This is a genomic window from uncultured Algibacter sp., assembly GCF_947495925.1.
Classification (GTDB): Bacteria; Bacteroidota; Bacteroidia; order Flavobacteriales; family Flavobacteriaceae; genus Algibacter_E.
On the sequence record NZ_CANMAU010000003.1, the window covers coordinates 445343 to 470646 of the forward strand.

Consider the following 25304-nt stretch of genomic DNA (forward strand, 5'->3'; position numbering starts at 1 on the left):
ATATATTTATTAAAAAGTGGTTTTATGATGACCAAACACTTTTTGAACATAACATTTAGTTAAAATTAGGGTAACAAATGGTGTTAATTTATAATTATTTGGGAATTCTTTTAAGGTAAACTACATTTAGCAAGTATTTAGTTTAAAATTATGAAACACTATTTAATAATTGCCTTAGCCTCGATATGCTTTAATTGCACTGACTCAAAGAAAAATGGAGGAGACAATCATGATTCAAGCCTGGACGTTAAAATTAATTCTGAAATTAGTCAAGAAACACCTAAATTGGGTATTGAGGAAGCTAAAGAATTAGCTGGTTTACCACTACATTGTATTAATATAGAATACCCTAATAAATTATCTCAAACCTTAGGTGGTGATGATGATTTAAAATCTCCTACAGAATTACATCCTGCGTTTTATGGTTGTTTTGATTGGCATTCATCAGTACATGGACATTGGAGTTTGGTAAGTTTGTTAAAATTGTTTCCGCATATTGAGAATGCTGAAATTATTAAACAAAATTTACTAAATAATATATCAAAAGAAAACATAGAAGCAGAAGTCGCTTATTTCGAAAAAAAATACAATAAGTCTTACGAACGGACCTATGGCTGGGCATGGCTACTTAAATTAGCAGAAGAAATCCATACTTGGGATGACGAAACGGGGCGACAACTGGAAAGAAACTTGCAACCGCTTACCAATTTACTGGTTCAAAAGTATATAGAATTTTTACCAAAATTAAATTACCCACAACGTGTTGGTACCCATGCAAATACGGCATTTGGACTTTCATTTGCATACGATTATGCTGAAACCTTAAATAATGAAGATTTAAAAGAAGCTATTAATGAACGCTCATTTTATTTTTATAAAAATGACAGAGATTGTCCTTTAAATTGGGAGCCTAGTGGTAGTGATTTTTTATCACCATGTTTGGAAGAAGCTGCTTTGATGAAACGATTATTGCCAATTCATGAGTATAAGATTTGGTTGCATGAATTTCTGCCGCAATTAAAAGATAAAAATTTCTCAATTGAAGTTGGAGTGGTATCTGATAGAACTGATGGCTATTTAGTACACTTGGATGGAGTTAATTTTTCTCGCGCTTGGAGTCTGAATAAAATAGCTGAAGGTTTACCTGAATATGCACATCTTAGAGCTTTAGAAAATCAGCATATTAATTATTCCTTACCTAGTATTTTTGGTGATGATTATATGGGAGGTCATTGGTTAGGTAGTTTTGCTATTTATGCACTTAAGTCTAAGGGGAATGATTAAAAAATGGTTTAAAAATATGGGGCCCGGACCTCTTGTGGCTGCCGCCTTTATTGGGCCTGGTACTGTAACGGTGTGCACACTTGCTGGTGTTGGATTTGGGTATGCGCTATTGTGGGCTATGTTACTGTCTATTATAGCAACGATTGGACTTCAAGAAATGGCAGCTCGATTAGGGATTATATCTCAAAAAGGTTTGTCTGAAATTATTCGAGAGGAACTTCGTAACCCTGTTATGAAAGTTTTTGCGATTATCTTAATTCTGTCGGCTATTGTAATTGGAAATGCGGCATATGAGGCCGGAAATATAAGTGGAGGAGTTTTAGGCTTAGAAACTATATTGGGAAACGAAAGCATAGATGTTTTTGGATTTTCACTCAATTTATGGAGTGTGCTAATAGGAGGCTTTGCTTTTATATTATTGTACCTAGGAAATTATAAAGTACTTGAAAAAGTTTTGGTTTTTTTAGTGATATTAATGAGTTTGGCCTTTTTGATTACAGCGATTATGACTAAGCCTAGTATTTCTGGTATTATAAATGGCACCTTTATTCCTAGGCTTTCACAAGATAGTTTGTTAACAGTTATTGCTTTAATAGGTACCACAGTTGTACCGTATAACTTGTTTTTGCATGCTTCGTTGGTTAAAGAAAAGTGGCATAAAAGAACGGACTTGATGTATGCTCGTAAAGACACCATTATTTCGGTAGCATTAGGTGGCTTGGTTTCCATGTGTATTATTATTTCGGCTACTTCAATTGGAAATGCTGATGTAAATAATGTAGCTGATTTAGCAAAAGGTTTAGAACCTCTTTTTGGAAGTTTTGCTAAGTATTTTCTTGGCTTAGGTATGTGTGCTGCAGGCATTACAAGTGCTATTACAGCTCCATTAGCAGCGGCTTATGTTGCAACGGGTTGCCTAGGGTGGGATACCAATATGAAGTCCATTAGATTTAGATTTGTTTGGAGCTTTGTTCTTGTAATTGGAGTTTTGTTTTCAACATTAGGAATAAAGTCCATTGAAATCATCAAATTTGCTCAAATAACCAATGGTATTCTATTACCTGTTATCGCTGGGTTTTTAATTTGGGTCATGAATAAATCTTCAATCTTAGGTTCGTATAAAAATAACATTAAGCAAAATGTTTTTGGTGGTACTATTTTATTATTAAGTATCTTACTCTCATTAGCGACCTTAAATAAGGTATTTGACTTGAATATACTGTAATATGAAATCTTATATTGATCTTAATGCAGATGTAGGGGAGGGAATCGGTAATGAAGTTCAGCTTATGCCATTTATCTCATCTTGTAATATTGCTTGTGGAGGGCATGCTGGTGATTATAAGACCATGAAAGCCGTGGTAGAACTTGCTAAAAATCATAGTGTGAAAATAGGAGCGCATCCATCTTTTCCTGATAAAGAGAGTTTTGGTAGAAAGTCTATTGAAATGTCTTGTGTGGCTTTGTATACGTCTATTAAGAATCAGATAAAAACTTTAGTAAAGGTTTTAGAGGAAACTCATATGCAACTTCATCATGTAAAGCCACATGGCGCATTATACAATTTGGCAACAGTAGATGAAAAAATAGCAAACGTCATTGTTGAAGTTATGAAAGGCATGATGCTTCGAGCCAAATTATATGTTCCTTATAATTCCGTTATTGCTAAATTAGCTATTGAAAATAATGTCCCCATCATGTATGAAGCTTTTGCGGATAGAAATTACAATGATGATTTGACCTTAGTTTCTAGAACAGAAAACAACGCAGTTATTTACGATCATAATGAAATGTTTAATCATGTTTACCAGATGTTGTCTTCTAATACGGTAAAAACGATATCTGGAAATATGAAACCTATTTTAACAGAAACTATTTGTGTTCATGGCGATAACCCCAAGGCTATTGAATTGATTTCTAATTTATCAAGCAAATTAAAAGATAAAGGAATAAAAGTATCTTAATTTGTCAAAATTTAAGCCTACATACAAGCGCTTTAATGAAAAAGCTATTTTAATTGAGTGGCCTTTCGAGATTAGCGAAACTATTCTTTCAGATGTTCTGAATTTGAAGAAAAAAATTGAAAATGCATTAGGTTATCGCATCATTGAAGCGCGTTCAGCATATCAGTCGATACTGGTTTTATACACGGATTATATTTTTGATGAAATACATGCTATTAAGGAATTAGAAGAAATTTATAATTCCATGAGTAATGCTGTTCCCAGTCAGTCTAAACTATGGAAAATACCCGTATGTTACCATGCTGATTTTAGCTTGGATATAGAAGAAATTACTCAATCTAAAAATTTATCAAAAGATGATGTCATTAGGTTGCATTCTGAAGCCATTTACACGGTTTATTTTATTGGGTTTTTGCCTGGGTTCTTATATCTAGGGGGCCTTAATGAACGTTTGTTTACTCCAAGAAAGGAAATACCACGCAGGCAAATTGAAAAGGGAGCAGTAGCCATAGGAGGAAATCAAACGGGAGTTTATCCAAATGAAAGTCCCGGAGGTTGGAATATTATTGGAAATTCACCAATTGACTTTTTTAACCATCAAAAGGAAAAGCCTTGTTTTGCAAAGGCAGGAGATCGTATTCAATTTGTTTCTGTTTCGTTAAAAGAATATGTTACAATAAAGGCTTTAGTAAAGTCTGGGGTTTATAATTTAGAAAGCGAGCAGGTGGTATGATTAAAGTTTTAAAGCCAGGATTGTTTTCAACCATTCAAGATTTAGGTAGGTTTGGATATCAAGAATTTGGTGTCCCTTATTCTGGTGTTATGGATAGGCAAGCGGCAACGGTAGCCAATGCATTACTCGGTAATCATAAAAACGATGCTGTTATAGAAATGACCATGATGGGTGTTTCATTAGAGTTTAAATGTGAAACTTTAATATGTATTTCGGGTGCAGATATGTGTCCAAAGTTGAATGGTATTCCAATCTCAAATAATAAGGTTTTACAAGTAAAACCAAAAGATGTATTAGCTTTTGGAAGATTATTAAGAGGTTTTAGAGCGTATATAGCTGTTCTAGGAGGTTTTAGGACGGAAATTTCTATGAATAGTAGAAGCTTCTACAAAGGTGTTACATTGAAGAATCAATTAATAAAAGGGGATTGTTTGAGAGTTAAAACCTTTGAAGGGATATCAACGAATAAAAACGCCTTGCTGAAAGTGAACTTGGATTATTTAACAATTAATGAAATTGAGGTATATAAAGGAGCTGAATTTGATTTGCTTTCAATGGCGCAGCAGAAAAGGTTGTTTAATTCTAATTTCAGTATTTCAAATATTAATAACAGAATGGCCTATCAATTGAATGAGGCTATGGAAAATGATTTAAGAGCTGTAATTACTTCACCTGTATTGCCTGGAACTGTTCAACTCACACCTTCGGGGAAATTAATTGTATTAATGCGAGATTGTCAAACCACTGGTGGGTACCCTAGAATATTACAACTAAAAGAATCGGCAATAAATTGTTTAGCTCAGAAATACAGGGGGCAAACTATAGCCTTTAAAATAACCTAGGCTAACTCTAAAGCAATTTCAACCATATCTTTAAATGTCGTTTCTCGTTCTTTAGTTGATGTTCGTTCTCCCGTAACTAAAGAGTCAGAAATAGTTAAGATTGAAAGGGCGTTTACACGGTGCTTAGCAGCTATAGTATACAGACCGGCAGACTCCATTTCAACGCAAAGCACTCCAAATTTGGACCATTTTTTGTACGATTCAAAATCATCCGCATAAAATTCATCAGATGTAAATACGTTACCCGCTTTAATGGAGATTTGTTTTACTTTAGCAACATCCAAGGCTTTTTGAAACAATTCAAAGCTTGCTGTTGGTGCATAATCTGCACCATTAAAACGGAGTTCGTTTAACCCGGAATTTGATGAAGCGGCCATTGCAAATATTACATCTCTTAATTTTATATCTTTTTGATAGGAACCAGCACTTCCAACACGTATGAGGTTTTTAACGCCATAATCAACTATAAGCTCGTGTGCATAAATAGAAATAGATGGTATGCCCATTCCCGTTCCCATAACAGAAACACGTTTTCCGTTATAAAAACCTGTGTATCCAAACATATTTCTTACTTTATTAAAGCAAAAAGCATCTTTTAAATAAGTTTCAGCAATCCATTTTGCGCGCAGCGGGTCACCAGGAAGTAAAATAGTTTCTGCAATGTCTTCTTTTTCTGCTTCAATGTGCACACTCATAATCTAAGCTAATAATTAGATGTTGATTCTTTTCCTGTAACTATGGCTATACCTGAAGATGTTCCTAGGCGATCAACCCCTAAGTTAATATATTCTAATGCGGTTTTGGCGTCTCGTATACCACCTGAAGCTTTTATTTTAACACAGCCTTTACAAACGCTTTTCATTAGTTTGATATCGTTTATGCTGGCGCCTCTTGTTCCAAACCCAGTGGATGTTTTTATAAAATCTGCACCACTCTGTACAGCAAGCTCGCTCGCTTTTATAATTTCAATTTCATCTAAATAGCAGGTTTCTAGTATAACCTTTAAGATGTTGTTTGGCATGACGCTTTTTACAGCTTCAATATCTTTCCAAACAGTATCAAAATCTTTACTTTTGAGTAAACCAATATTGATAACCATATCGATCTCATCAGCACCATTTTTTAATGCACTTCTAGCTTCCATTACTTTAGCATCAGTACTCATGGCACCTAATGGAAACCCAATAACAGAGCAGATTTTAATATCATTATCTATAAGTTGTTCTTTGGCCAAAGCCACATAACTACTATTTACACAAACAGAGAAGAATTTATATGTTTTTGCCTCTTCACATAATTGAATAATATCGCTTTTTGTTGCTGTTGCCTTTAAAAGTGTATGGTCTATAAAGTGGCTAAATGGACTCATGTTTTTAATCTTTGATAATGAATCAATAAAAAGCCGTATGATCAAATAAATCGGCTTTTTCAAAGATATTAACAATTATCTATTTATACTATTTCAAAAAGATAAAGCTTTAGTGTTTTAATAAATCTTTACAATGGATTTAAAAAGCTGTTCTGTGTGTGGTTTTGTCTTCTTCTGTAGTATTTTCTTTTTGAGACTTTTCTAAGAATTGCTTGTAGATTTTGCTATTTCTTATTTGACGCGTATTATTAAATGGATTAATAATGGTAAAAGCACCTATTCTATCGGCTCCAACCTCCAGATATTTAATAGCAGTCTGAAAATCAAAAATTTCACCTGTTGCCTTTATTTTGGCTCTGTCTTTAATGGTTTTTTTTATAATTTTCACTGCGGTAAGAGTGGCACCACTTTTAGAAAAACCAGTTGAAGTTTCTATATAATTGGCTCCTCCATCTAGGCATATTTCAGAAGCTTTAATAATTTCATTTTTGTTTAATTCTGAAATTTCAATAATAACTTTTAAAGTTTTACTTCCAATAGCTAATTTAACATCAGTAATGTCCTTTAAAATAGAAACATAATTTTTACTTTTTAAATAACCAATATTTATAACCATACCAATTTCATCAGCACCATCTAAAATAGCTTGTCTTGCCTCAAAAACTTTTGCTTTAGTCGTGGTTGCACCCAATGGAAACCCAATAACTGTAGATATTTTTATATTGGACTCAGGTAACATTTGCTTAGCTAAAGTAACATAGCAGCTGTTTACACAAACACTATGATAATTATTTTCTTGTGCTTGTTCGCAAAGCCCCATAATATCGCGTTGTGTAGCATTTGATTCTAATAAAGTGTAATCTATTTGTTTACAAATGTTCATTGATGAATGTAGGTTTTTAAAAGTATTTTTTAATCTTTCTGATTAATTGTACCATGATTAATTTTTAAGTTTGATGCGTAGTTTGGGGACCACGTTTAAGCTAATTTATCGATTTAAATTCAAAAAAAGATATTAAAACGGCTATTTTAGATTAACTGTATATAATATTATACGATAACCAAATATTTTAAAAAATAGTATGTTGTTTCAATTTATTTTTCTAAAGTAAACAGCCTTAGCCTATTCAGGCGTTCTTCAAATGTATCAGTTTCCTGAGTGTTTACAACAGATTGGAATAATTCCATTAAATCTTTTGCATGATGCTCTCGCTTTTGCTTTAATAGATTGAAATGAACGAATTGACACCAAATAACACTTTTTAAGTGGCTTTTGTCTTTATTAAACATCCTCATTTCTACTTTTAATTCGCTTGTGTTAAAATCTATTAATTCCGACTCTATAATCACAGTTTCCGATAAAAAGGCAGGCTTTAAATATGCAATTTGATTGCTACTGGATACCCAACTTTTTCCTTCTTGTTTTGCTTTTTTGTAAATATTTAGATTATAGTTTTCAATTAGAACATCTTCACGATGATTCATGAAATAGTTTAAGTAAGCGCTATTATTAAGATGGTTAAATGGATCGCAATCTTGAAAACGTACTTTGGCTTTACTTTTAAGAATTTTAGGAAGTTGACTCATGATTTTAGATTTATATACCAATCGGTATATTGTTAAGTAAAAAAATATTAGAATTTAAGTTTGTTTGTAATTATATCATCTATATGGTCCATCGTATCTTGCATATAAAAATCGTCATCTAATGTATATGTCATAAAAATTGCACCTTGAATCATAGTGTCAAAGCGTTTGGCATATTGCATGGCATTAATCTCAGTAGTGATTTCTTCGCGTTCGATCCCCATCTCAATGATACTACATAATTTGTCCTGAATGCTTTGTATGGTTTCTTTAACCTTATTGAGCAACTGCGAATTACTGTGATTTGAATCCACTCCAATATTAAGTACCGGACAACCGCCAAGTTGCTTGCTAAAAGGATAGTAATTTCTATAAAAATCAGTTATTAAGTACAATTTTTGAATGGGAGATTCATTTTTTTTAAGATGAATAGATAAAGGTTTCATTAACGACTTTACCATAAATTTGAATGAGGCATACGCTAATTCTTCCTTGTTTTTAAAATTTCCATAAATGGAACCTTTAGTTAAGCCTGTAGCATCTGTTATATCCTTTATGCTGGTAGCTGCATATCCATTTTTATTAAATATAGGCGCAGAAACCTCTATGATATATTGCGATGTTAATTCAGCTTTTGTCGTCATAGTAAAACAAATATATAAAAATATACCATACGGTATATTTTTATATATTAAAAAAAGCAACAACCATCTTAAAAAAGAATCATGTTGCTTTTCAACTAACCAACCAACTAATAGACTATTTGTAAAGCTTTTTGTTACAAATAATCATTATTTTATTTAATATTCTTCAGCAACCAGATCACCTTGGTTTCTAAAAACTAATTTGTCATCAAAGGCATCTAGTAAAATGATACTATCAGTTGTGACCTTGCCTGCTAAAATTTCTTTGCTTAGCGCATTTAGTACTTCTTTTTGGATAACACGTTTTACAGGTCTTGCTCCATATTCTGGGTTGTACCCTTTATCTGCTAAATAAGAAACAGCCTCCTGAGTAGCATCAAAAGTTATACCTTGCTGAGCTATCATTTTTGTTACACTTTTTAATTGAAGACCAACAATATCAGTTATGTTCTCCTTACTTAGTGGAGTGAACATTACGGTATCATCAATTCGATTCAAGAACTCTGGTCTAACGGTTTGTTTAAGCAAACCTAAAACGTCTATCTTAGCCGCTTCAATAGCCGAATCTATATCTTTTGTAGCTTCAAAACGCTCCTGTATGATGTTACTCCCCATATTGGAAGTCATAATAATGATTGTGTTTTTAAAATCCGCTACACGTCCTTTGTTGTCTGTTAAATGTCCTTCGTCCAATACTTGTAATAAAATATTAAAAGTATCGGGGTGTGCTTTTTCTATTTCATCTAGTAATACAACAGAGTAGGGCTTACGTCTTACGGCTTCTGTTAATTGTCCACCTTCATCATAACCTACATAACCTGGAGGCGCTCCAACCAATCGGCTAACAGCATGTCGTTCTTGATATTCGCTCATGTCTATTCTAGTCATAGCGTTTTCATCATCAAATAAATATTCCGCTAAAGCCTTTGCTAGCTCTGTTTTACCCACCCCTGTTGTTCCTAAGAAAAGAAATGTTCCTATAGGTTTTTGTGGATTTTGAAGACCAGCACGACTTCGTCTTACCGCATCACTAACAGCTTCAATAGCCTCTTCTTGACCAACTACGCGCTTATGTAACTCATGTTCCAATTTTAAAAGTTTTTCGCGCTCACTTTGTATCATTTTGGTAACAGGTATTCCGGTCCATTTAGCAACAATTTCGGCGATATCATCATAGGTAACTTCTTCTTTTATTAAAGAGTTCTCAGATTGTTCTTGTAGTTTCTTTTGAAACCCTTCTAATCGCTCCTGAGCTTCTTTAATTTTACCATAACGCAATTCTGCCACTTTACCATAATCACCTTCGCGCTCCGCCTTTTCCGCTTCTAGTTTGTAGGATTCAATATCTTGCTTAGTATTTTGAATATTATCAACTACTTCTTTCTCGCTTTTCCATTTGGCATTAATTTCATTTCTAGATTCTTTGATGTTGGCCAAATCTGCCCGAAGTGATTTTAACTTTGTTTCATCTTTTTCACGCTTAATCGCTTCAATTTCAATTTCTAACTGCATGATTTTTCTATCTAGAACATCTAGTTCTTCTGGCTTAGAGTTTATTTCCATGCGTAATTTTGACGCCGCCTCGTCCATTAAATCAATAGCCTTATCTGGTAAAAAGCGATTTGTAATATACCTTGTAGAAAGCTCTACTGCACCAATAATAGCTTCGTCTTTAATACGTACTTTGTGATGCGTTTCATACTTTTCTTTTATACCTCTTAATATTGAAATGGCACTTTCTGTATCGGGTTCATCCACCATTACTTTTTGAAAACGACGCTCTAAAGCTTTGTCTTTTTCAAAATATTTTTGATATTCATCAAGCGTAGTTGCCCCAATAGCACGTAGTTCCCCTCTTGCCAATGCTGGTTTAAGAATGTTTGCAGCATCCATAGCGCCTTGACCGCCACCAGCGCCAACAAGGGTGTGTATTTCATCAATAAACAAGACAATGTCTCCATCGCTGGTCGTTACTTCTTTAATAACAGCTTTTAACCGTTCTTCAAATTCACCTTTATATTTAGCACCTGCAATTAAAGCTCCCATGTCCAAGGCAAAAATTTGTTTGTCTTTAAGGTTTTCAGGTATGTCACCATCTATAATTCTATGAGCTAAACCCTCGGCAATAGCGGTTTTACCTGTTCCAGGTTCACCAACCAATATTGGGTTATTTTTTGTTCTACGGGATAAGATTTGAAGAATTCTACGAATTTCTTCATCGCGACCAATAACGGGGTCAAGCTTACCATCTTTTGCGAGCTGATTTAAATTTTTTGCGTATTTATTTAAGGAGTTATACGTATCTTCTTGACTTTGTGAAGTTACATGTTCTCCTTTGCGTAATTCTTCAATTGCCGCTTTCAATCCTTTTTCAGTCACACCTTGATCTTTTAGCATCTGGGCGATTTTGCTGTTCGATTTAAAAACAGCTAAAATTAAATGTTCAATAGAAACATAATCGTCTTTCATTTTTTTAGCAACGATAGATGCTTCGTTCAAACTTTTTCCAACTTCGCGAGAAAGCATGAGTTCCGATCCTGAAACTTTAGAGAAGCTTTCAATCTGCTTGTCTAAAGCTTGTTCTAAAATAGAAACGTTAACATTTAACTTTTTAAGAATAAAGGGTAGAACGTTTTCATCAACTTCAAAAATGCCTTTAAAAAGGTGTTCGTTTTCTATTTGTTGATGTCCGAAGCCTTGAGCCAGCTGCTGCGCTTGCTGTATGGCTTCCTGTGATTTTATTGTATAATTATTTAGGTTCATATTATATTTTGTTTTAATTCCGCCTAAGCGAAAAATCTTTATTATTTTAAGAATACAAGTGATTTAAGTCAATAATCTTACCAAGATATTTTAGCAGACAAAATGTCTGTAATCAACTTATTTTTTATGACTTTTTGTCGTAATGTAAGCATTGTAATTTCTTTCGACCTACTTAGCGTTACTATTAAATACTTTTTACTTATAATTAAAAAAAATATAAATGGGATTAATAAATAAACTATTTGGAGGTTCTACAGAACCAAAAGAAGAAAAGGTATTACCTTGGATTACTTTAATTAATTTAGAGCAACTAGATACCATTAAAGAAAAATCGAAAACGAAAACTCAAGTTATTTTTAAGCATTCAACGCGTTGTGGTATTAGTACAATGGTTATGAATCAATTTGTGGATGCCTATGACTTGACTGAAAATGATTTGGATTTATATTATTTGGATTTGTTGAATTACCGAGAGGTGTCAAATGAAGTAGGATATGCATTTCAAGTAATGCATGAGTCTCCGCAACTTATAGTTTTAAAAAACGGGGTTGTCGTGGCACATGGTTCTCATGGTGGTATAAATGAGATTGACTTAAATTTATTTATTTAAATTTTGACAAGCTTGAATTCTGATTACCTCTTTGTATACGGTACCTTATTGGAAGATACTGAACATGAGATGTCAAAGTGTTTATCTGCTTATGCCTCGTATGAAGCTAGAGGATATTTTCAGGGGAAACTATATAGGGTTTCATGGTTTCCTGGAGCTATAATTAGTGATAGTAGTTTGGATAAAGTTTATGGCAAACTTTATAAGTTATCAGCTATTAATAGTCTTTTTGAAGTATTAGATGAGTATGAGGGTGTTCGTGAAAACTCACCAAAACCGAATTTATTTAAAAGAGAACAGATTACCATTAGCGTCGAAAATAGTCTTACTGTTATCAAAGCTTGGGTGTATTTATATAATCATTCAGTAGATGGTTTGAAACAAATTCCTTCTGGTAATTTTCTGAAAAATACATAGAAAAAAAAGCCTTCTACAACTAGAAGGCTTTTTATTTATCTGTTAAAACTATAAGAGTTTATAATGCTCTTTAATTGGAGTTTAAGGTCTTCTCCTGTATCATATACCATTTGTTCATTATTCGGAAATGGGACTCTTCGGTTTTCTAGATAACCAATATCATTTTGAAGTAACGCACGTTTATCTCCTCTTGAGGTGGCGTAGATGTATTCAAAAACGAATTGACTGTCAATAGGAAATTTGTTAAGAATTTGATTAGATCGTAAATCTTTAAAAACAACATCACCTATCACTTGTGATGATTTGGTTTGAATTGTTTCAAAATATCTACATTGAATATTAACAAGTTTGTCGACTTTAATATCGTTACCTAAAGTATCTTTAGCTACATTTCCTGCATCATCTAAAACATACTGCCAGCCATCAACTATTTCTTTCTCTCTTACAAATTCACGTTCTTTAATTTGTTCAGGAGAAATATTGATTTGCTTTAAATTTAACTCTAAAGTATAATCATAATTTAGATTAGAGATTTTGTTGACATGATAGGTACTCCAAAACTTATTTAGACCATATGTGTCTACGCTAAGTAAATCGTCTTCTAAACGTTTCGGAATTACCTGTTCTGTTTCATTGTTAATAGAAACTAAAATATAATCCATACCTCGTTGATGGGCTTCATTTAATAATTCATTAGTATTTTCATAATTAGGATTAATATCCTGCAAATACTCTAGGGTATTATACGCTTCACGGATACTTGTTTTATCTTCATTCTCTAAAAGCGCCAAACCTTTTTCGAACAAATAATCAGATGCTTTGTCTCTTGATTTAAGAATATGGTCGCTATAGTTGTTAAGCTTAAACGGAACCTTTTTTCCATTTACATATAAAGGTAAAATGGGTTTTATGGCTTCCTGTCTAGCATCTAAGCCCTTATATAGTTCATATACACTTACAAAAGCTTCAGGGTTGTCGTCTTTGTTAAGATGCGCAATACTGCCAAGGTCTCGTTCAACCACTTTATAATAAGCATCTTGAAGCATAATTACATAATCGTAATTACGTTTTTTGTTTTTATTTGTTCGCAACTTTCTTAGGGCTGTATTAATAGCTTGGTCATAATTACCGATATTTACAGCTTTTTCAACTTGCTTACGGGTGCTACATGCAAATACAATTACAGTTATAGCTGTTAGGAGTAGTAATTTCTTCATAGGTCAAAAGTTTTGGTTATTGGGGTAACCCTTTCAATAGTGATGCCAAAATACGAATACTACAGATAAAACGCTAATAAATACGACGAAATGTAATTAAAAAATATAATTTGTAATTAAATTATTACTTTTCATTGTAAATTGGAAGCAATTTTGTAGATACTTCTCCAAATCCAATTCTAGTGCCATCTTTTTCACAATGACCTCTCATAATCACGGTATCATGATCGTTAATAAATTTGCGTTCAGTACCATTATTCATTTTAAGTGGTTTTTCACCTCTCCAAGTTAATTCTAGCATGGATCCATAACTATCCTCAGAAGGACCTGAAATAGTACCGCTTCCCATCATATCACCAGAATTAACTGGGCAACCATTTATAGTATGGTGTGCCAACTGCTGTACCATATTCCAATACATGTATTTGAAATTAGATTTGCTAACCACCGTTTCTTTAGCGCCTTTGGGCTGTATAGAAACCTCTAATTGAATATCATAGCTTTTTTCTCCTTTGTACTGTAAATACTCTAACTGAGGTTTTATTGGTTTTGGGCTTGCAACGCGGTAAGGTTCTAGCGCATCTAAAGTAACAATCCATGGTGAAATAGATGAGGCAAAGCTTTTAGCTAAAAATGGACCTAAAGGCACATACTCCCATTTTTGAATATCTCTAGCACTCCAATCATTTAAAAGGACTAAACCAAAGATATATTCTTCAGCTTCATCTATAGGAATAGCTTCACCTAAATCATTTGCGTCGGTAGTAATAAATGCCATTTCTAATTCAAAGTCAATGAGCTTACTTGGCCCAAAAACTGGTGTCTTTGCGCCATGTGGCATGGTTTGACCTTGTGGTCTGTGCACGGGTATGCCAGAAGGAATTATGGAAGAACTCCTGCCGTGATATCCCACAGGTATGTGTAGCCAATTTGGTAATAAAGCATTATCGGGATCTCTAAACATAGTACCTACATTAGTGGCATGCTCGATGCTGGAATAAAAATCTGTATAATCACCAATTTGTACAGGTAATTGCATTTCGATTTCATCCAATCTAAATAATATGGTTTCTTTGTGTTTTGTATTGTTTTTGAGTGTATCATTTTCGGCATCAAAAACTTCTGCAATTCGATTTCTTACTGCACGCCAAGTTTTTCTACCATCGGCAATAAAATCGTTTAATGAGTCTTGAAGAAAAATATCATCCGTTAGAGGGATGCCTTCAAAATACCCCAATTGATGTAAAGCCCCTAAATCTATGGCAGTATCACCAATTCTAGTTCCAATGGTGATGATGTCATCACGAGTTAAGAACACCCCAAAAGGGATGTTTTGAATAGGGAAATCTGAATTCTTATCTACGTGTAACCACGAAGTTCTATCTGGATTGTTAGCTGATAATGGCATAACCTTAATTTTTTTATGTTATTGTATTCTTATCAAACCTACACATTTTTTTTATTTTAACGGATAAAATCACTTAAAATATAGATTAACAATAACCGTTAATAAAACCGTTAAAAACTTCATCCTTATTCTCCCTTTTTTAACACTTTTAACTAATCTATTTGCTATTTTTGCCGAATATTTAATCAGAATTTAATTTTATGCAACGCGACGAACAGATTTTTGAACTTATTCAAGCAGAAAAAGAGCGCCAATTACATGGTATTGAGCTAATTGCTTCAGAGAATTTTGTAAGCCCTCAAGTTATGGAAGCTGCAGGCTCTGTGTTAACTAATAAATATGCTGAGGGGTATCCTGGTAAGCGTTATTATGGAGGCTGTGAAGTGGTTGATGAAGTGGAGCAAATAGCCATTGATAGAGCAAAAACATTGTTTGGTGCTGCATATGTGAACGTGCAACCGCACTCTGGTAGTCAGGCTAATACAGCGGTTTACCATGCATGTTTAAAACCAGGAGATAAAATCCTAGGATTTGATTTATCACATGGTGGACATTTAACACATGGGTCTCCAGTAAATTTTTCTGGTAAATTGTACAACCCAGTATTTTATGGGGTAGAGCAGGAGACAGGTGTTTTAAACTATGATAAAATTCAAGAAATAGCAACTTCTGAGAAGCCAAAATTAATAATCGCTGGTGCATCAGCTTACTCTCGTGATATTGATTTTAAGCGTTTTAGAGTTATTGCAGATAGCGTTGGAGCCATTTTAATGGCAGATATCTCTCATCCTGCAGGGTTAATAGCTAAAGGAATTTTAAATGACCCGTTACCGCATTGTCATATTGTTACAACAACAACACATAAAACTTTAAGAGGTCCAAGAGGTGGTATGATAATGATGGGTAAAGATTTTGAAAACCCATTTGGTATCAAGCTTAAAAATGGAAATTTACGCAAGATGTCATCCTTATTAGATTCCGCGGTATTCCCAGGAAATCAAGGTGGACCATTAGAGCATATTATTGCAGCTAAAGCTATTGCTTTTGGAGAAGCATTGAGTGATGAGTTTTTAAGCTACCAATTACAAGTAAAGAAAAATGCTGCAACTATGGCAGAGGCCTTAGTTGCTAAAGGTTATAACATTATCTCGGCAGGAACAGATAATCACTGTATGCTAATTGATTTGCGTAATAAAAACTTATCAGGTAAAGACGCAGAGCAAGCTTTAGTAAAAGCCGATATTACGGTAAATAAGAATATGGTGCCATTTGATGATAAATCACCATTTGTAACTTCTGGTATTCGTTTAGGTGTTGCTGCGGTAACAACTCGTGGTTTAAAAGAAGATGATATGGGGGCAATTGTTGAGTTAATTGATGAAGTTGTTACAAATTTTGAAGATGAGGCTAAATTAGAAGAAGTAAAAACCAAAGTAAATGCCATGATGAAGGATAAGCCTTTATTTGTATAAATACTACAGTTATGCTGAACAAGTTTCAGTATGGAATTAATATAAAAAATCCTGCTTTTGAGTGGGATTTTTTTGTTTTTGGCGTTTAAACATGATTTTCGCTGCATCTTTTTGATATATCAGAATCAGGATGAAGGAACGTGATTTTGGTTCACATAAAAAAAGTATAGAGTCATAATGTTTTAAAGAAACTGCTATTGCAGTCATTAACGTAGCGAGCGACTAGAGGTATGTAAGATAAATTGTTAGTTTAACTCGAAAGATATGCGTCGTTTTTATGACTTAAATTAAACGTTAATTAAGTAAGTTTACATTTTGCACAAAGTTAAATTTAGGATATAAAAAAAGTAGTTATATAATAACGGACTAATTTTCATGATGTAAGTGTTAAATGAGTTTATTCTTCAGGAAAAACAATATTTTGATAGGCACCAATATCAGGAGAAGCTGTCCTGTTTACATTTAAAAGATCAAAGGGTACTTGAGAAGCAAACTCTATATTACCTTGATTTACTCCCGCCGATTCTGAACCAATTATTAAGGAATTAGTGCTTGGGTCTTTAAAATCTGGCTCTTCATTGAAAATAATATTTTCATACAAATCTGTATTTTCAAAATCATAATTTGGGCCTTCAAATTCGTCATTTGTATCTCTGAACTTTACTAAACAATTTGTGAATTTGAAATTAAACGCCACTGCTTCATCATCAATTTCATCTAACAAAAACTCGTTATTTTCGTTTCCGTAAATAATACAGTTATTAAAATTGGCTTCTACTAAATCTGCAATTACCAAAGTTTCATCTTCATCAATTATAAAATTATTGATTAAAAGTGAGGGTATTTGTCTGAAACCATTATTCCAATAGTTAGCAATGGTGCTATGGGTTAAATTGTATTTACCACCCAAAGTGCCTGCGAAAGACGCGAATCCCGAATTATTAATTACTAAGTTTTCACCGTTTATAGAGGTATTTCTGCCAAGAATACCAAAACTGGCCGAATTATATATTTGCGTATTGTTAATGCTAAGCTTGTCATTGGAAACACCAGGATTGAATATGTTATCGGTACCTTCAACATTTCCATCGCATAAAATACCAACGGTAGCATTTTTAATTGTAGCATAACTTATAGTATTATTAATGCTGCCTTCGAATAACCATATAGTACCCCATTGTCCTGGAACATTAGAAAACATAGGCTCTAGTCTATCGCTTTCAAATATAACCTCATTTTCCAACTTTTCTTGATCTGTACTATGGCTTCCATTTACTTTAATGGAAGCATTATCAAAAACAATAATCCCCGAGTCTTCATGAAAATGAAGTCGCGCACCGGGATCAATTGTTAAAGTTCTATTCTCCGGCACTGCGGCGTAACCATAAATTACATAGGGTTTTTCGTTGGTAAAAGTAAGTTCTTCTGGAAGTAATTCCCTTCCTTGTAAGTCCGTTTCAAATTCTTCTCCATCAATGGTTATTTTTAAAGTTTCAATAACCTTTGTAGTTTCATCTCTATCTGGATAAATAAAAACAGCATCTTTCACCAGAGTAACTAATTCTACCTTTTGAAGGTTGTTGCCTGCATCAAATTCTATCTGGTCTGTATATAAATATTCGTTATCTGGATTGGGAAAATTATTAATATCAATTGTTGATTCTACAAAAATGAATAAACTGTCTTTGGCTAATAATTCAATATCTTCAAAAGTTTTTCCTGCAATACCATCAACATTCAATCTGTAATTTGATGTTTCTCCCAAAGCTAATCTTACTGAGGGTATTGATATGTCATTATCACTTCTATTATAAACTTTTAGGTTATAAGTACTGGAACCAATATTAGAAAATATCGTGTCTAAGTAAACAGTGTCTTTTGAAAATTGTAGACTGCCGGAGCTTGGTGAAAACTCAAAGTCTTTTCTGCAAGAACTCCAAAGCATTAAAAAACCTAATGTTATTATAATGTATACGTAACGTTTCATGAATAAGTACTGATAATATGATAACCTAAATATTGGCTAAAATATAACTTTTGTAATTATCATTTAGTATATAATAAGTGTAATTAATTGAAGATTAATTTTTGCTGGCAGATTCTAGTATTTTTTTGTGTTCCTCGCTTAAAAGAACCAATTCTTCTAGCAGTAATAATTTGTTTTCTTTCGCAACTAGTTCTTTATCTAATTTTTGAGATTCGCAATAGTCGAAAAACAATTGCTGTTGAGATTCTGGAATCTTCAAATCACGAACCAATAAGCTTTTGTTAAAGAAGTTATCATTTTTAAATAGAGAATCTAAGCTTTTTGCATTCATTAATTCTATGGATTTCTTTTTAGTCTTGTTTCCTTTTATAAGCTTGCCAACAAGTCCAGCTAGCCTAATAACGTCTAGTCCGTATTCAGAGGAAGTTCCGTATAGGTGCGGGTTTACTTTAGAATCTTCGGTAATTGTTTCAGTAATACTTTGCTCTTGTTTTTTTTCATTAAAATCGGCAGGATCTATATTATTTTGTAATAAAATTTCATTGAGCCGATTTATAGTTTTAACAAGTTCGACAATTAAGGTATTTTCAAAATCGTCTTTGGTAAGCTTTATTATTTTTGGGTTATGGAATGTAGAGTGAAAGGATAGGGTGTCTCCAACAGCCGCTGAAATAGTAAAATTACCATTATCATTTGTGTAAGCTATAGTTTTCTGGCTAATATTATATACGTCTATTCCTTTAACTGTAGTTTCACTATCATAAACCTTACCTGTAATTTCTTGGGAGAAAATAGTAAAAGGTAAAAGAAAGAATATTATATATTTCATTTAGCTTGGTAAGGTTTTTAAAATTAAGGTGTTTTTTGTTTACTGGAGTAGTATTTATGATACTTTAACAATCCATTAAATAAAAAAACCTGATAAGCTTTTATTCTTATCAGGTTATATGAATACTACTATTTTTTATCTATTTTAGGATTATAATAGATCTCTAAGCATTTTTACTGCTGTTTCAGCCGTAATATCGCGTTGAGGAGAGCCGAACATTTCATAGCCTACCATAAACTTTTTAACTGATGCACTTCTTAAAAGAGGTGGGTAGAAGCTCATATGCCAATGCCAGTGTTTGTTTTCTTGACCATCAGTTGGTGCTTGATGTATACCACTTGAATATGGAAATGACGTATTGAATAATTTGTCATAAGCCTTCGTTAAAACGGCAATGGCTTCAGCATATTGCAAAGCTTGCTCGTCATTCATTTCAAGAATATTGGCTTGTTTAGTTTTCGGTACTATCATGGCTTCAAAAGGCCAAACGGCCCAAAATGGTACTAAAACAACAAAACCATCATTTTCAAAAATAATACGTTCTTGTTTTTCTAATTCTTGAGCCAAATAATCACCTAATAGATCACTTTTGTTTTTGTTATAGTAATTTAACTGTTGCGTGTTTTTCTTGTCTACTTCATTTGGAAGTGTTGATTGACTCCAAATCTGACCATGTGGATGTGGGTTGCTACATCCCATAACAGCGCCTTTATTTTCAAATATCTGCACGTAATTTATATTTGGGTTTTCTGCTAGCTCCTTGTATTCTCTTTGCCAAGCAAAAACTACTTTTTGGATTTCTACAGGAGACATGTCTGCTAAACTTTTTGAGTGATCTGGACTAAAACATATAACCTTGCAAATACCTGTTTCGCTTCGTGCAATTAAGAGACCATCATCCACAGAAAACGTTTTTGAATCGCTTTGTAAGGCTGCAAAATCGTTTGTAAAAACAAACACATCTTTATAATCTGGGTTAACTTCCCCATTAATTCTAGTATTTCCAGCGCATAAATAACATGACTCATCGTAAGAAGGGCGTTTTTCGTTGTTTACTGCTTCATTTTGTCCTTGCCATGGTCTTTTTGCTCTATGAGGTGAAACCAATACCCATTCACCAGTAAGAATATTAAAGCGCTTATGAGAGTAGTCTTGTAAATCTGTATTTTTCATTTCTATTATTATTGAGGTTGGTTATTCTACGATATGAGTTCCTTGTGAAAGCTCAATAAAATATACTGAACAATCTTTATTAAACTTGTTTTTATATGCTTTAGCGGCCACATCAGCAAAGGCCTTAGCTTCAGTTTTCGCAACAAGATTTATTGTACAACCACCAAAGCCACCACCCATCATTCTAGCGCCTAAAACGTACTTGTTTTTCTTTGCTTGATCAACAAGAAAATCTAATTCTTCACAACTCACCTTGTATTGATTAGATAAACCATTATGAGACTGGTAGATTAGCTTACCCAATGTATCTAAATCATTATCTTCAATAGCTTTTGCTGCTTTGACCGTTCTTGCATTTTCTTGAATTACGTAAAGTGCTTTTTGATAATTAGCAGGTGTTACTTTATCAATAATGGTCTCCAAATCAGCCTCAGTAGCATCTCTTAAGGCTTTAATACCTAGTAATTCAGAAATACTTTCACAAGCAGACCGCCTATCGTTATATGCACTATCGGATAAACTATGTTTAACGTTGGTGTTGATAAGCATGAGTTCATGATCTTTAAAATTAATTGTATAGGGTTTAGATTTCACAGTTCTACAATCTAAATGCAGTGCGCTATGTTTAATTCCAAACATACTTGCATATTGGTCCATTATACCACAATTTACGCCAACATAATTATGCTCTGCTTTCTGAGAAATTAAAATCATTTCTTGTTTTGATAAACCTAAATCGAAAAGTTCGTTTAAACCAAAAACAACAGAGTTTTCTAGGGCTGCAGACGATGACATGCCAGCACCTCCAGGAATATTACCTTTAAAGATGATGTTAAAATCGCCTACAACTTTATTTCTGTTTTGAATTTCGGCAACCACACCGAAAACATAATTTTCCCAAGAGCCTTCTTTTGAGGGTTTAAGTTTATCCAATTCAAATTTTATAGTACTATCTAAGTCTAAAGCAATAGCTGTGGAGTTTCCGGTGTCACTTTTTTGAACAGCTGCCGCAATTCCTTTATCAACAGCTGCAGGGAAAACGAAACCGTCATTATAGTCGGTGTGTTCTCCAATAATATTTATCCTACCAGGAGAAAATATAAGTAAGGGTTCTGTTTTAAACGTTTCAATGAAAGTTTTTTTTACATCTTGAACTAGTGTCGTGCTCATTTTAATGTTTATTTAGTTGTTTGTTATTTTTAGATCCCAAGTTATTTCGTAGGTGTCGTTCGCATTTAAAACTTGAAGACCGATTTTATTATTAAAACTATCAGAAACCCCAGTCGTAGGCTCTATAGCTATGGTGTTTAGTCTTGGTGGGGTATATACTTGTAAAAAGTTGTTTGTGTCTGAAGATTCAAAGGCCAAGTCATATTGAGGTGTATTAAAAATAACCTTGTTAGAATTTAATATCCAGCAATCATCTAGTTTTTTATCTTCAATATTTATGGACTCAATAGGTGTAATGTTTTCAATACCGGTGGTAATATTTCTATCACCAAGTCTAATTATTTTATTAGAATCAAGTTTTATAACACTTTCATGCAGATTGTCGCTTATAAAATAGGGGTGCCATCCTAAAGTAAAAGGGAAAGCTTTTGTAGATGTGTTCTTTACAAATAGATTTAAGCTTAAACTATCTTTTGTGAAAATATATTTGACTTGAATATCATAGGTGTAAGGGAATCCATTAGACTCATTTTGTTCACGATATTCTAAGACAATGGTTGCAGAGTCTTCTTTAATAATTTGTTCTAAAACATTAAACTCTTTATTATATACTAAGCCATGAAGTGCATTATTTTCTTCTTTTTGGTTGACTTCAAATTGATAATTTTGCCCGTTAAAAGAATAACTTCCATCCTTTATTCGGTTGGCAAAAGGAAATAGAATGGAGGAGGCATATGTGGTATCATAAGTTAGCGGAGATAAATCCTGAATAATTGCCTTGCCATTTAAAGTGAGTTCCTGTAAGCTTGCACCAGAACTAAGGTAGATTTTTCCGTAAACCTTACCGTTTGAGTCTTGAATTTCTAAAGTGTTTAAATTCTTGTTATGATTAATATTATACACGTAAATACATTTTTTTAATTATAAAGAGTTCCTGATTATTAGTTTGTTAGGATTTTCAACTTTGAGTTTTTCTTTATTTAAAATCATTTTAGCCAATCGCTGTCCCATCTTATTAAAATCTGTAGAAATTGTAGTTATTCCACCTTCTACAATTTCCTTAAGCAATGTATCATTATATGATATCACACCTATGTCTTTTGCTAATGTAAACTGTTGATTTTTTAATCGTTTTATAATTCTTAAAAGACTTTTATCATCTGGAGTAATATAAAGTTCTCCTTTTTCAAGGGACTTATCTTTTAATGAAGGTAAAATCTCAAAAGATAAATTATGTTGGTTACAAAAGTTTACAAAGCCTTCTCGCATGGCTCTAGGTTGTTTCTCTTCAGAAAAGACTAGGATAAGTTTATTGTACTTTTTAATAAGGTACAAAACTTTATTTAAGTTATCAAAAATGGCTTTCTCAAAATTTTGATAAATAGCTGGGTAATCCTGCAAATCATGATGTAGTTGATCTAATATGTAAACTTTATCACTCGGAAGAGTTCCTATAACACGACCTGTATTCGTTAAATTGGCAGGCATGATAATGTAACTATTGTAATCACCAGTGTTTTCATGTATCAATTTACCGAAACTGTGTTCATTAAAATGATGAAAATAAATATCTACTTGTATATTGTCTCCTAGGTGTTCTAAAAAGGAGTTATATAAATCTTCTTTAAAGGAATTTAATTCGTCAAATAATAAAAATATTTTCTGCTGAACTTCAATAGCTTCACTTGCAACATAGTAGCCTTTACCAACAACAGATTTTATAATACCGCGGTTTTTGAGCTCATTAAATGCCATAAGCACGGTGTCTCGAGAAAGCTTAAAATTATCTTTTACGTTATTAATTGAAGGTATTTGATCCCCCTTTTTTATAGTACCAGATTTTATAGCTTCTTCGATAGAACTTATTATCTGCTTGTATTTAGGAATTCCTATTTTATTTTTTACTTCAATCATCATTATGAGACTAAACATTCCGGTTTAAAACAAATGTGTTATTATACGCAACAAATGTATCAAATTTTTATCAAAAAACCAACCAGACCCTACTAGTTTGCTTTTTATTCATTAAATCATACATTTTATGGGTTTCAGAGCTACATTTTTAAAATATAAATATCTATATTTGGTTCATTAATACTAACTAAACTAAAAATTTATTATGACAGCAGGATTTGAAATGTGGGACTATATAGTCTTTATTGCTTACGCTATTTTGATTTTGGGCGTGGGATTGTGGGTGTCTAGAGATAAGGAAGGACATCAAAAAAATGCTGAGGATTATTTCTTGGCGAGTAAATCTTTGCCCTGGTGGGCCATTGGTACGTCTTTAATTGCAGCTAATATTTCAGCTGAACAATTTATAGGGATGTCAGGCTCAGGATTTGCATTGGGGATTGCTATTGCTTCTTATGAATGGATGGCGGCCTTAACCTTAATTATTGTCGGTAAATATTTCTTACCTATTTTTATTGAAAAAGGACTATATACCATTCCTGAGTTTGTTGAAAAACGTTTTTCTACAAATCTAAAAACCATATTAGCCGTCTTTTGGTTAGCGCTCTATATTTTTGTTAACCTTGCTTCGGTTTTATATTTGGGAGGTTTAGCGATTGAAACCATCATGGGTGTTGATATGATGTACGCTATTGTTGGTTTAGCTCTTTTTGCTGCTGCTTATTCATTATACGGTGGTTTATCAGCAGTTGCATGGACAGATGTTATTCAAGTTGTGTTTTTGGTTCTAGGTGGTTTAGTGACTACCTATTTGGCTTTAAATACGGTCTCTGGAGGTGAAGGTGTGTTAGCCGGATTTTCAAAAGTCTTAGAAGCTGCCCCTGAGAAATTCCATATGATTCTGGAGGAAACAAATGATAACTATGTTAATTTACCTGGTATTTGGGTATTAGTTGGTGGACTTTGGGTTGCTAATTTGTATTACTGGGGTTTCAATCAATATATTATTCAAAGAACTTTGGCTGCTAAGTCATTAAAAGAATCTCAAAAAGGCATATTATTAGCTGCATTTTTGAAACTAGTCATTCCTTTGATTGTTGTGGTTCCTGGAATAGCTGCTTACGTAATGGTAAACGACCCTTCAATAATGGCAAACCTTGGTGAGGTGGGAATGTTGAATATGCCATCGACGGATCAGGCAGATAAAGCTTATCCGTGGCTGTTACAGTTTTTACCTGTAGGACTTAAAGGTGTTGCTTTTGCGGCTTTGGCTGCCGCTATTGTATCTTCATTAGCATCAATGCTTAATTCTACATCAACCATTTTTACAATGGATATTTATAAGCAGTATATAAATAAAAACGCTACAGATAAGCAAACGGTAAACACAGGTAGAATTTCTGCTTTTGTTGCCTTAGTTATAGCATGTATTATGGCTCCATTGTTAGGAGGTATTGATCAGGCATTTCAGTTTATTCAAGAATATACAGGAATTGTGAGTCCTGGTATCTTGGCTGTTTTCCTTTTAGGTTTATTTTGGAAGAAAACAACAAACAATGCGGCTATTTGGGGTGCAGTTTTATCTATTCCAATTGCGTTGGCATTAAAGTTTTTGCCATTATATGTAGATGCTTTTGCCTTCTTAGAACCATGGATGCATCAAATGGGAATAGCTACTTTATTATCGATGCTTGTAATTATTATTATGAGTAATTTACAAAATAAGGGAGCAGACGATCCAAAAGGTATTGATTTAAGCTCTGATTTGTTTAAAACAACACCATTGTTTAATATTGGTTCGTTTATAGTCTGTATTATACTTGCAGTGCTATATGCTTTATTCTGGTAGAATATAAATTTATAAGACTAAAAAGCGTCATAATTATATGACGTTTTTTTTAGTTTAAAGCTTTTTAGTTTT

Annotated in this window: 23 protein-coding genes; 9 read left to right on the forward strand and 14 right to left on the reverse strand. The window is 33.2% G+C overall.

Features of this window, described 5'->3' with window-relative positions:
* Positions 1-150 precede the first annotated feature (150 nt).
* The 5 genes from Q0857_RS08290 to Q0857_RS08310 are packed head-to-tail and all read left to right on the forward strand — an operon-like array spanning position 151 to position 4823.
* Positions 151-1284 (forward strand): DUF2891 domain-containing protein, encoded by a 1134-nt coding sequence (locus Q0857_RS08290; RefSeq protein ID WP_298533713.1) that lies wholly within the window; start codon positions 151-153, stop codon positions 1282-1284.
* A complete protein-coding gene (locus Q0857_RS08295; protein WP_298533715.1) occupies positions 1277-2509 on the forward strand; it encodes an Nramp family divalent metal transporter in 1233 nt (410 codons plus the stop codon). Before Q0857_RS08290 ends, Q0857_RS08295 begins: the two co-directional genes overlap by 8 nt.
* Position 2510: 1 nt before the next feature.
* Complete coding sequence (pxpA, locus tag Q0857_RS08300) at positions 2511-3248, forward strand: 5-oxoprolinase subunit PxpA (RefSeq protein WP_298533719.1); 738 nt, start codon at positions 2511-2513, stop codon at positions 3246-3248.
* A 1-nt stretch (position 3249) separates the two neighbouring features.
* The gene (pxpB, locus tag Q0857_RS08305; RefSeq protein ID WP_298533722.1) at positions 3250-3981 is read left to right on the forward strand and encodes a 5-oxoprolinase subunit PxpB; all 732 of its coding nucleotides are present in this window, start codon (positions 3250-3252) and stop codon (positions 3979-3981) included.
* Entirely contained in the window at positions 3978-4823 is an 846-nt protein-coding gene (locus Q0857_RS08310) for a biotin-dependent carboxyltransferase family protein (protein WP_298533724.1), read from the forward strand. The genes pxpB and Q0857_RS08310 overlap by 4 nt, the downstream gene beginning before the upstream one ends.
* Here the strand turns inward: Q0857_RS08310 and deoD are convergent.
* The 6 genes from deoD to clpB form a co-directional block, all read right to left on the reverse strand.
* On the reverse strand, positions 4820-5518 hold the full coding sequence (deoD, locus tag Q0857_RS08315) for a purine-nucleoside phosphorylase (protein ID WP_298533726.1): 699 nt from the start codon (positions 5516-5518) through the stop codon (positions 4820-4822). The two genes, Q0857_RS08310 and deoD, sit on opposite strands and share 4 nt — an antisense overlap.
* 8 nt (positions 5519-5526) lie before the next feature.
* A complete protein-coding gene (gene deoC, locus Q0857_RS08320; protein WP_298533729.1) occupies positions 5527-6192 on the reverse strand; it encodes a deoxyribose-phosphate aldolase in 666 nt (221 codons plus the stop codon).
* Between the two features lie 139 nt (positions 6193-6331).
* Complete coding sequence (gene deoC / locus Q0857_RS08325) at positions 6332-7075, reverse strand: deoxyribose-phosphate aldolase (RefSeq protein WP_298533731.1); 744 nt, start codon at positions 7073-7075, stop codon at positions 6332-6334.
* 212 nt (positions 7076-7287) lie between these two features.
* Positions 7288-7779 carry a thioesterase family protein gene (locus tag Q0857_RS08330; protein WP_298533733.1) on the reverse strand — a complete coding sequence of 164 codons (492 nt, stop codon included), beginning with the start codon at positions 7777-7779 and terminating at the stop codon, positions 7288-7290.
* 47 nt (positions 7780-7826) lie between these two features.
* On the reverse strand, positions 7827-8423 hold the full coding sequence (locus tag Q0857_RS08335) for a TetR/AcrR family transcriptional regulator (RefSeq protein WP_298533735.1): 597 nt from the start codon (positions 8421-8423) through the stop codon (positions 7827-7829).
* A gap of 156 nt (positions 8424-8579) precedes the next feature.
* On the reverse strand, positions 8580-11186 hold the full coding sequence (gene clpB / locus Q0857_RS08340; protein ID WP_298533739.1) for an ATP-dependent chaperone ClpB: 2607 nt from the start codon (positions 11184-11186) through the stop codon (positions 8580-8582).
* Positions 11187-11406: 220 nt separating this feature from the next.
* Here clpB and ytxJ point away from each other — a divergent pair, with 220 nt between their 5' ends.
* The gene (gene ytxJ / locus Q0857_RS08345; protein WP_298533742.1) at positions 11407-11796 is read left to right on the forward strand and encodes a bacillithiol system redox-active protein YtxJ; all 390 of its coding nucleotides are present in this window, start codon (positions 11407-11409) and stop codon (positions 11794-11796) included.
* A 12-nt stretch (positions 11797-11808) separates the two neighbouring features.
* The gene (locus tag Q0857_RS08350) at positions 11809-12213 is read left to right on the forward strand and encodes a gamma-glutamylcyclotransferase (RefSeq protein ID WP_298533745.1); all 405 of its coding nucleotides are present in this window, start codon (positions 11809-11811) and stop codon (positions 12211-12213) included.
* Positions 12214-12248: 35 nt separating this feature from the next.
* Here Q0857_RS08350 and Q0857_RS08355 read toward each other — a convergent pair whose 3' ends face one another.
* Both Q0857_RS08355 and fahA read right to left on the reverse strand, forming a co-directional pair.
* Positions 12249-13430, reverse strand: coding sequence for a hypothetical protein (locus tag Q0857_RS08355; protein ID WP_298533748.1), 1182 nt, complete (start codon positions 13428-13430; stop codon positions 12249-12251).
* A 124-nt stretch (positions 13431-13554) separates the two neighbouring features.
* Complete coding sequence (gene fahA, locus Q0857_RS08360; RefSeq protein WP_298533750.1) at positions 13555-14838, reverse strand: fumarylacetoacetase; 1284 nt, start codon at positions 14836-14838, stop codon at positions 13555-13557.
* A 200-nt stretch (positions 14839-15038) separates the two neighbouring features.
* On the opposite strand from fahA, the gene glyA reads away from it, so the two are divergent.
* Positions 15039-16310: a serine hydroxymethyltransferase gene (glyA, locus tag Q0857_RS08365; protein WP_298533752.1), complete on the forward strand. Its 1272-nt coding sequence runs from the start codon at positions 15039-15041 to the stop codon at positions 16308-16310.
* Positions 16311-16707: 397 nt separating this feature from the next.
* On the opposite strand, the gene Q0857_RS08370 is transcribed toward glyA, so the two are convergent.
* The 6 genes from Q0857_RS08370 to Q0857_RS08395 form a co-directional block, all read right to left on the reverse strand.
* The gene (locus Q0857_RS08370; RefSeq protein WP_298533754.1) at positions 16708-18297 is read right to left on the reverse strand and encodes a hypothetical protein; all 1590 of its coding nucleotides are present in this window, start codon (positions 18295-18297) and stop codon (positions 16708-16710) included.
* A 94-nt stretch (positions 18298-18391) separates the two neighbouring features.
* Positions 18392-19126, reverse strand: coding sequence for a hypothetical protein (locus Q0857_RS08375; protein WP_298533756.1), 735 nt, complete (start codon positions 19124-19126; stop codon positions 18392-18394).
* Between the two features lie 150 nt (positions 19127-19276).
* A complete protein-coding gene (locus tag Q0857_RS08380) occupies positions 19277-20299 on the reverse strand; it encodes a UDP-glucose--hexose-1-phosphate uridylyltransferase (RefSeq protein ID WP_298533758.1) in 1023 nt (340 codons plus the stop codon).
* Between the two features lie 21 nt (positions 20300-20320).
* The gene (galK, locus tag Q0857_RS08385; protein ID WP_298533760.1) at positions 20321-21469 is read right to left on the reverse strand and encodes a galactokinase; all 1149 of its coding nucleotides are present in this window, start codon (positions 21467-21469) and stop codon (positions 20321-20323) included.
* A gap of 12 nt (positions 21470-21481) precedes the next feature.
* Positions 21482-22372 carry an aldose 1-epimerase gene (locus Q0857_RS08390; RefSeq protein WP_298533762.1) on the reverse strand — a complete coding sequence of 297 codons (891 nt, stop codon included), beginning with the start codon at positions 22370-22372 and terminating at the stop codon, positions 21482-21484.
* A gap of 18 nt (positions 22373-22390) precedes the next feature.
* Positions 22391-23401, reverse strand: a complete 1011-nt coding sequence (locus Q0857_RS08395) for a GntR family transcriptional regulator (protein WP_298533764.1) — start codon at positions 23399-23401, stop codon at positions 22391-22393.
* Between the two features lie 187 nt (positions 23402-23588).
* Between Q0857_RS08395 and Q0857_RS08400 the strand changes: the two genes are divergently transcribed.
* Complete coding sequence (locus Q0857_RS08400) at positions 23589-25232, forward strand: sodium/sugar symporter (protein ID WP_298533767.1); 1644 nt, start codon at positions 23589-23591, stop codon at positions 25230-25232.
* The last annotated feature ends 72 nt before the right edge of the window (positions 25233-25304 follow it).

Bases quoted from the DNA above. Each gene is read 5' to 3' on its own strand.
- deoC (WP_298533729.1), bottom strand. From the start codon at position 6,192: ATGAGTCCATTTAGCCACTTTATAGACCATACACTTTTAAAGGCAACA.
- Q0857_RS08355 (WP_298533748.1), bottom strand. From the start codon at position 13,430: ATGAAGAAATTACTACTCCTAACAGCTATAACTGTAATTGTATTTGCA.
- Q0857_RS08335 (WP_298533735.1), bottom strand. From the start codon at position 8,423: ATGACGACAAAAGCTGAATTAACATCGCAATATATCATAGAGGTTTCT.
- deoC (WP_298533731.1), bottom strand. From the start codon at position 7,075: ATGAACATTTGTAAACAAATAGATTACACTTTATTAGAATCAAATGCT.
- Q0857_RS08375 (WP_298533756.1), bottom strand. From the start codon at position 19,126: ATGAAATATATAATATTCTTTCTTTTACCTTTTACTATTTTCTCCCAA.
- galK (WP_298533760.1), bottom strand. From the start codon at position 21,469: ATGAGCACGACACTAGTTCAAGATGTAAAAAAAACTTTCATTGAAACG.
- Q0857_RS08310 (WP_298533724.1), top strand. From the start codon at position 3,978: ATGATTAAAGTTTTAAAGCCAGGATTGTTTTCAACCATTCAAGATTTA.
- ytxJ (WP_298533742.1), top strand. From the start codon at position 11,407: ATGGGATTAATAAATAAACTATTTGGAGGTTCTACAGAACCAAAAGAA.
- Q0857_RS08295 (WP_298533715.1), top strand. From the start codon at position 1,277: ATGATTAAAAAATGGTTTAAAAATATGGGGCCCGGACCTCTTGTGGCT.
- fahA (WP_298533750.1), bottom strand. From the start codon at position 14,838: ATGCCATTATCAGCTAACAATCCAGATAGAACTTCGTGGTTACACGTA.
- Q0857_RS08370 (WP_298533754.1), bottom strand. From the start codon at position 18,297: ATGAAACGTTACGTATACATTATAATAACATTAGGTTTTTTAATGCTT.
- glyA (WP_298533752.1), top strand. From the start codon at position 15,039: ATGCAACGCGACGAACAGATTTTTGAACTTATTCAAGCAGAAAAAGAG.
- clpB (WP_298533739.1), bottom strand. From the start codon at position 11,186: ATGAACCTAAATAATTATACAATAAAATCACAGGAAGCCATACAGCAA.
- deoD (WP_298533726.1), bottom strand. From the start codon at position 5,518: ATGAGTGTGCACATTGAAGCAGAAAAAGAAGACATTGCAGAAACTATT.
- Q0857_RS08380 (WP_298533758.1), bottom strand. From the start codon at position 20,299: ATGAAAAATACAGATTTACAAGACTACTCTCATAAGCGCTTTAATATT.
- Q0857_RS08395 (WP_298533764.1), bottom strand. From the start codon at position 23,401: ATGTTTAGTCTCATAATGATGATTGAAGTAAAAAATAAAATAGGAATT.
- Q0857_RS08330 (WP_298533733.1), bottom strand. From the start codon at position 7,779: ATGAGTCAACTTCCTAAAATTCTTAAAAGTAAAGCCAAAGTACGTTTT.
- Q0857_RS08290 (WP_298533713.1), top strand. From the start codon at position 151: ATGAAACACTATTTAATAATTGCCTTAGCCTCGATATGCTTTAATTGC.
- pxpA (WP_298533719.1), top strand. From the start codon at position 2,511: ATGAAATCTTATATTGATCTTAATGCAGATGTAGGGGAGGGAATCGGT.
- Q0857_RS08400 (WP_298533767.1), top strand. From the start codon at position 23,589: ATGACAGCAGGATTTGAAATGTGGGACTATATAGTCTTTATTGCTTAC.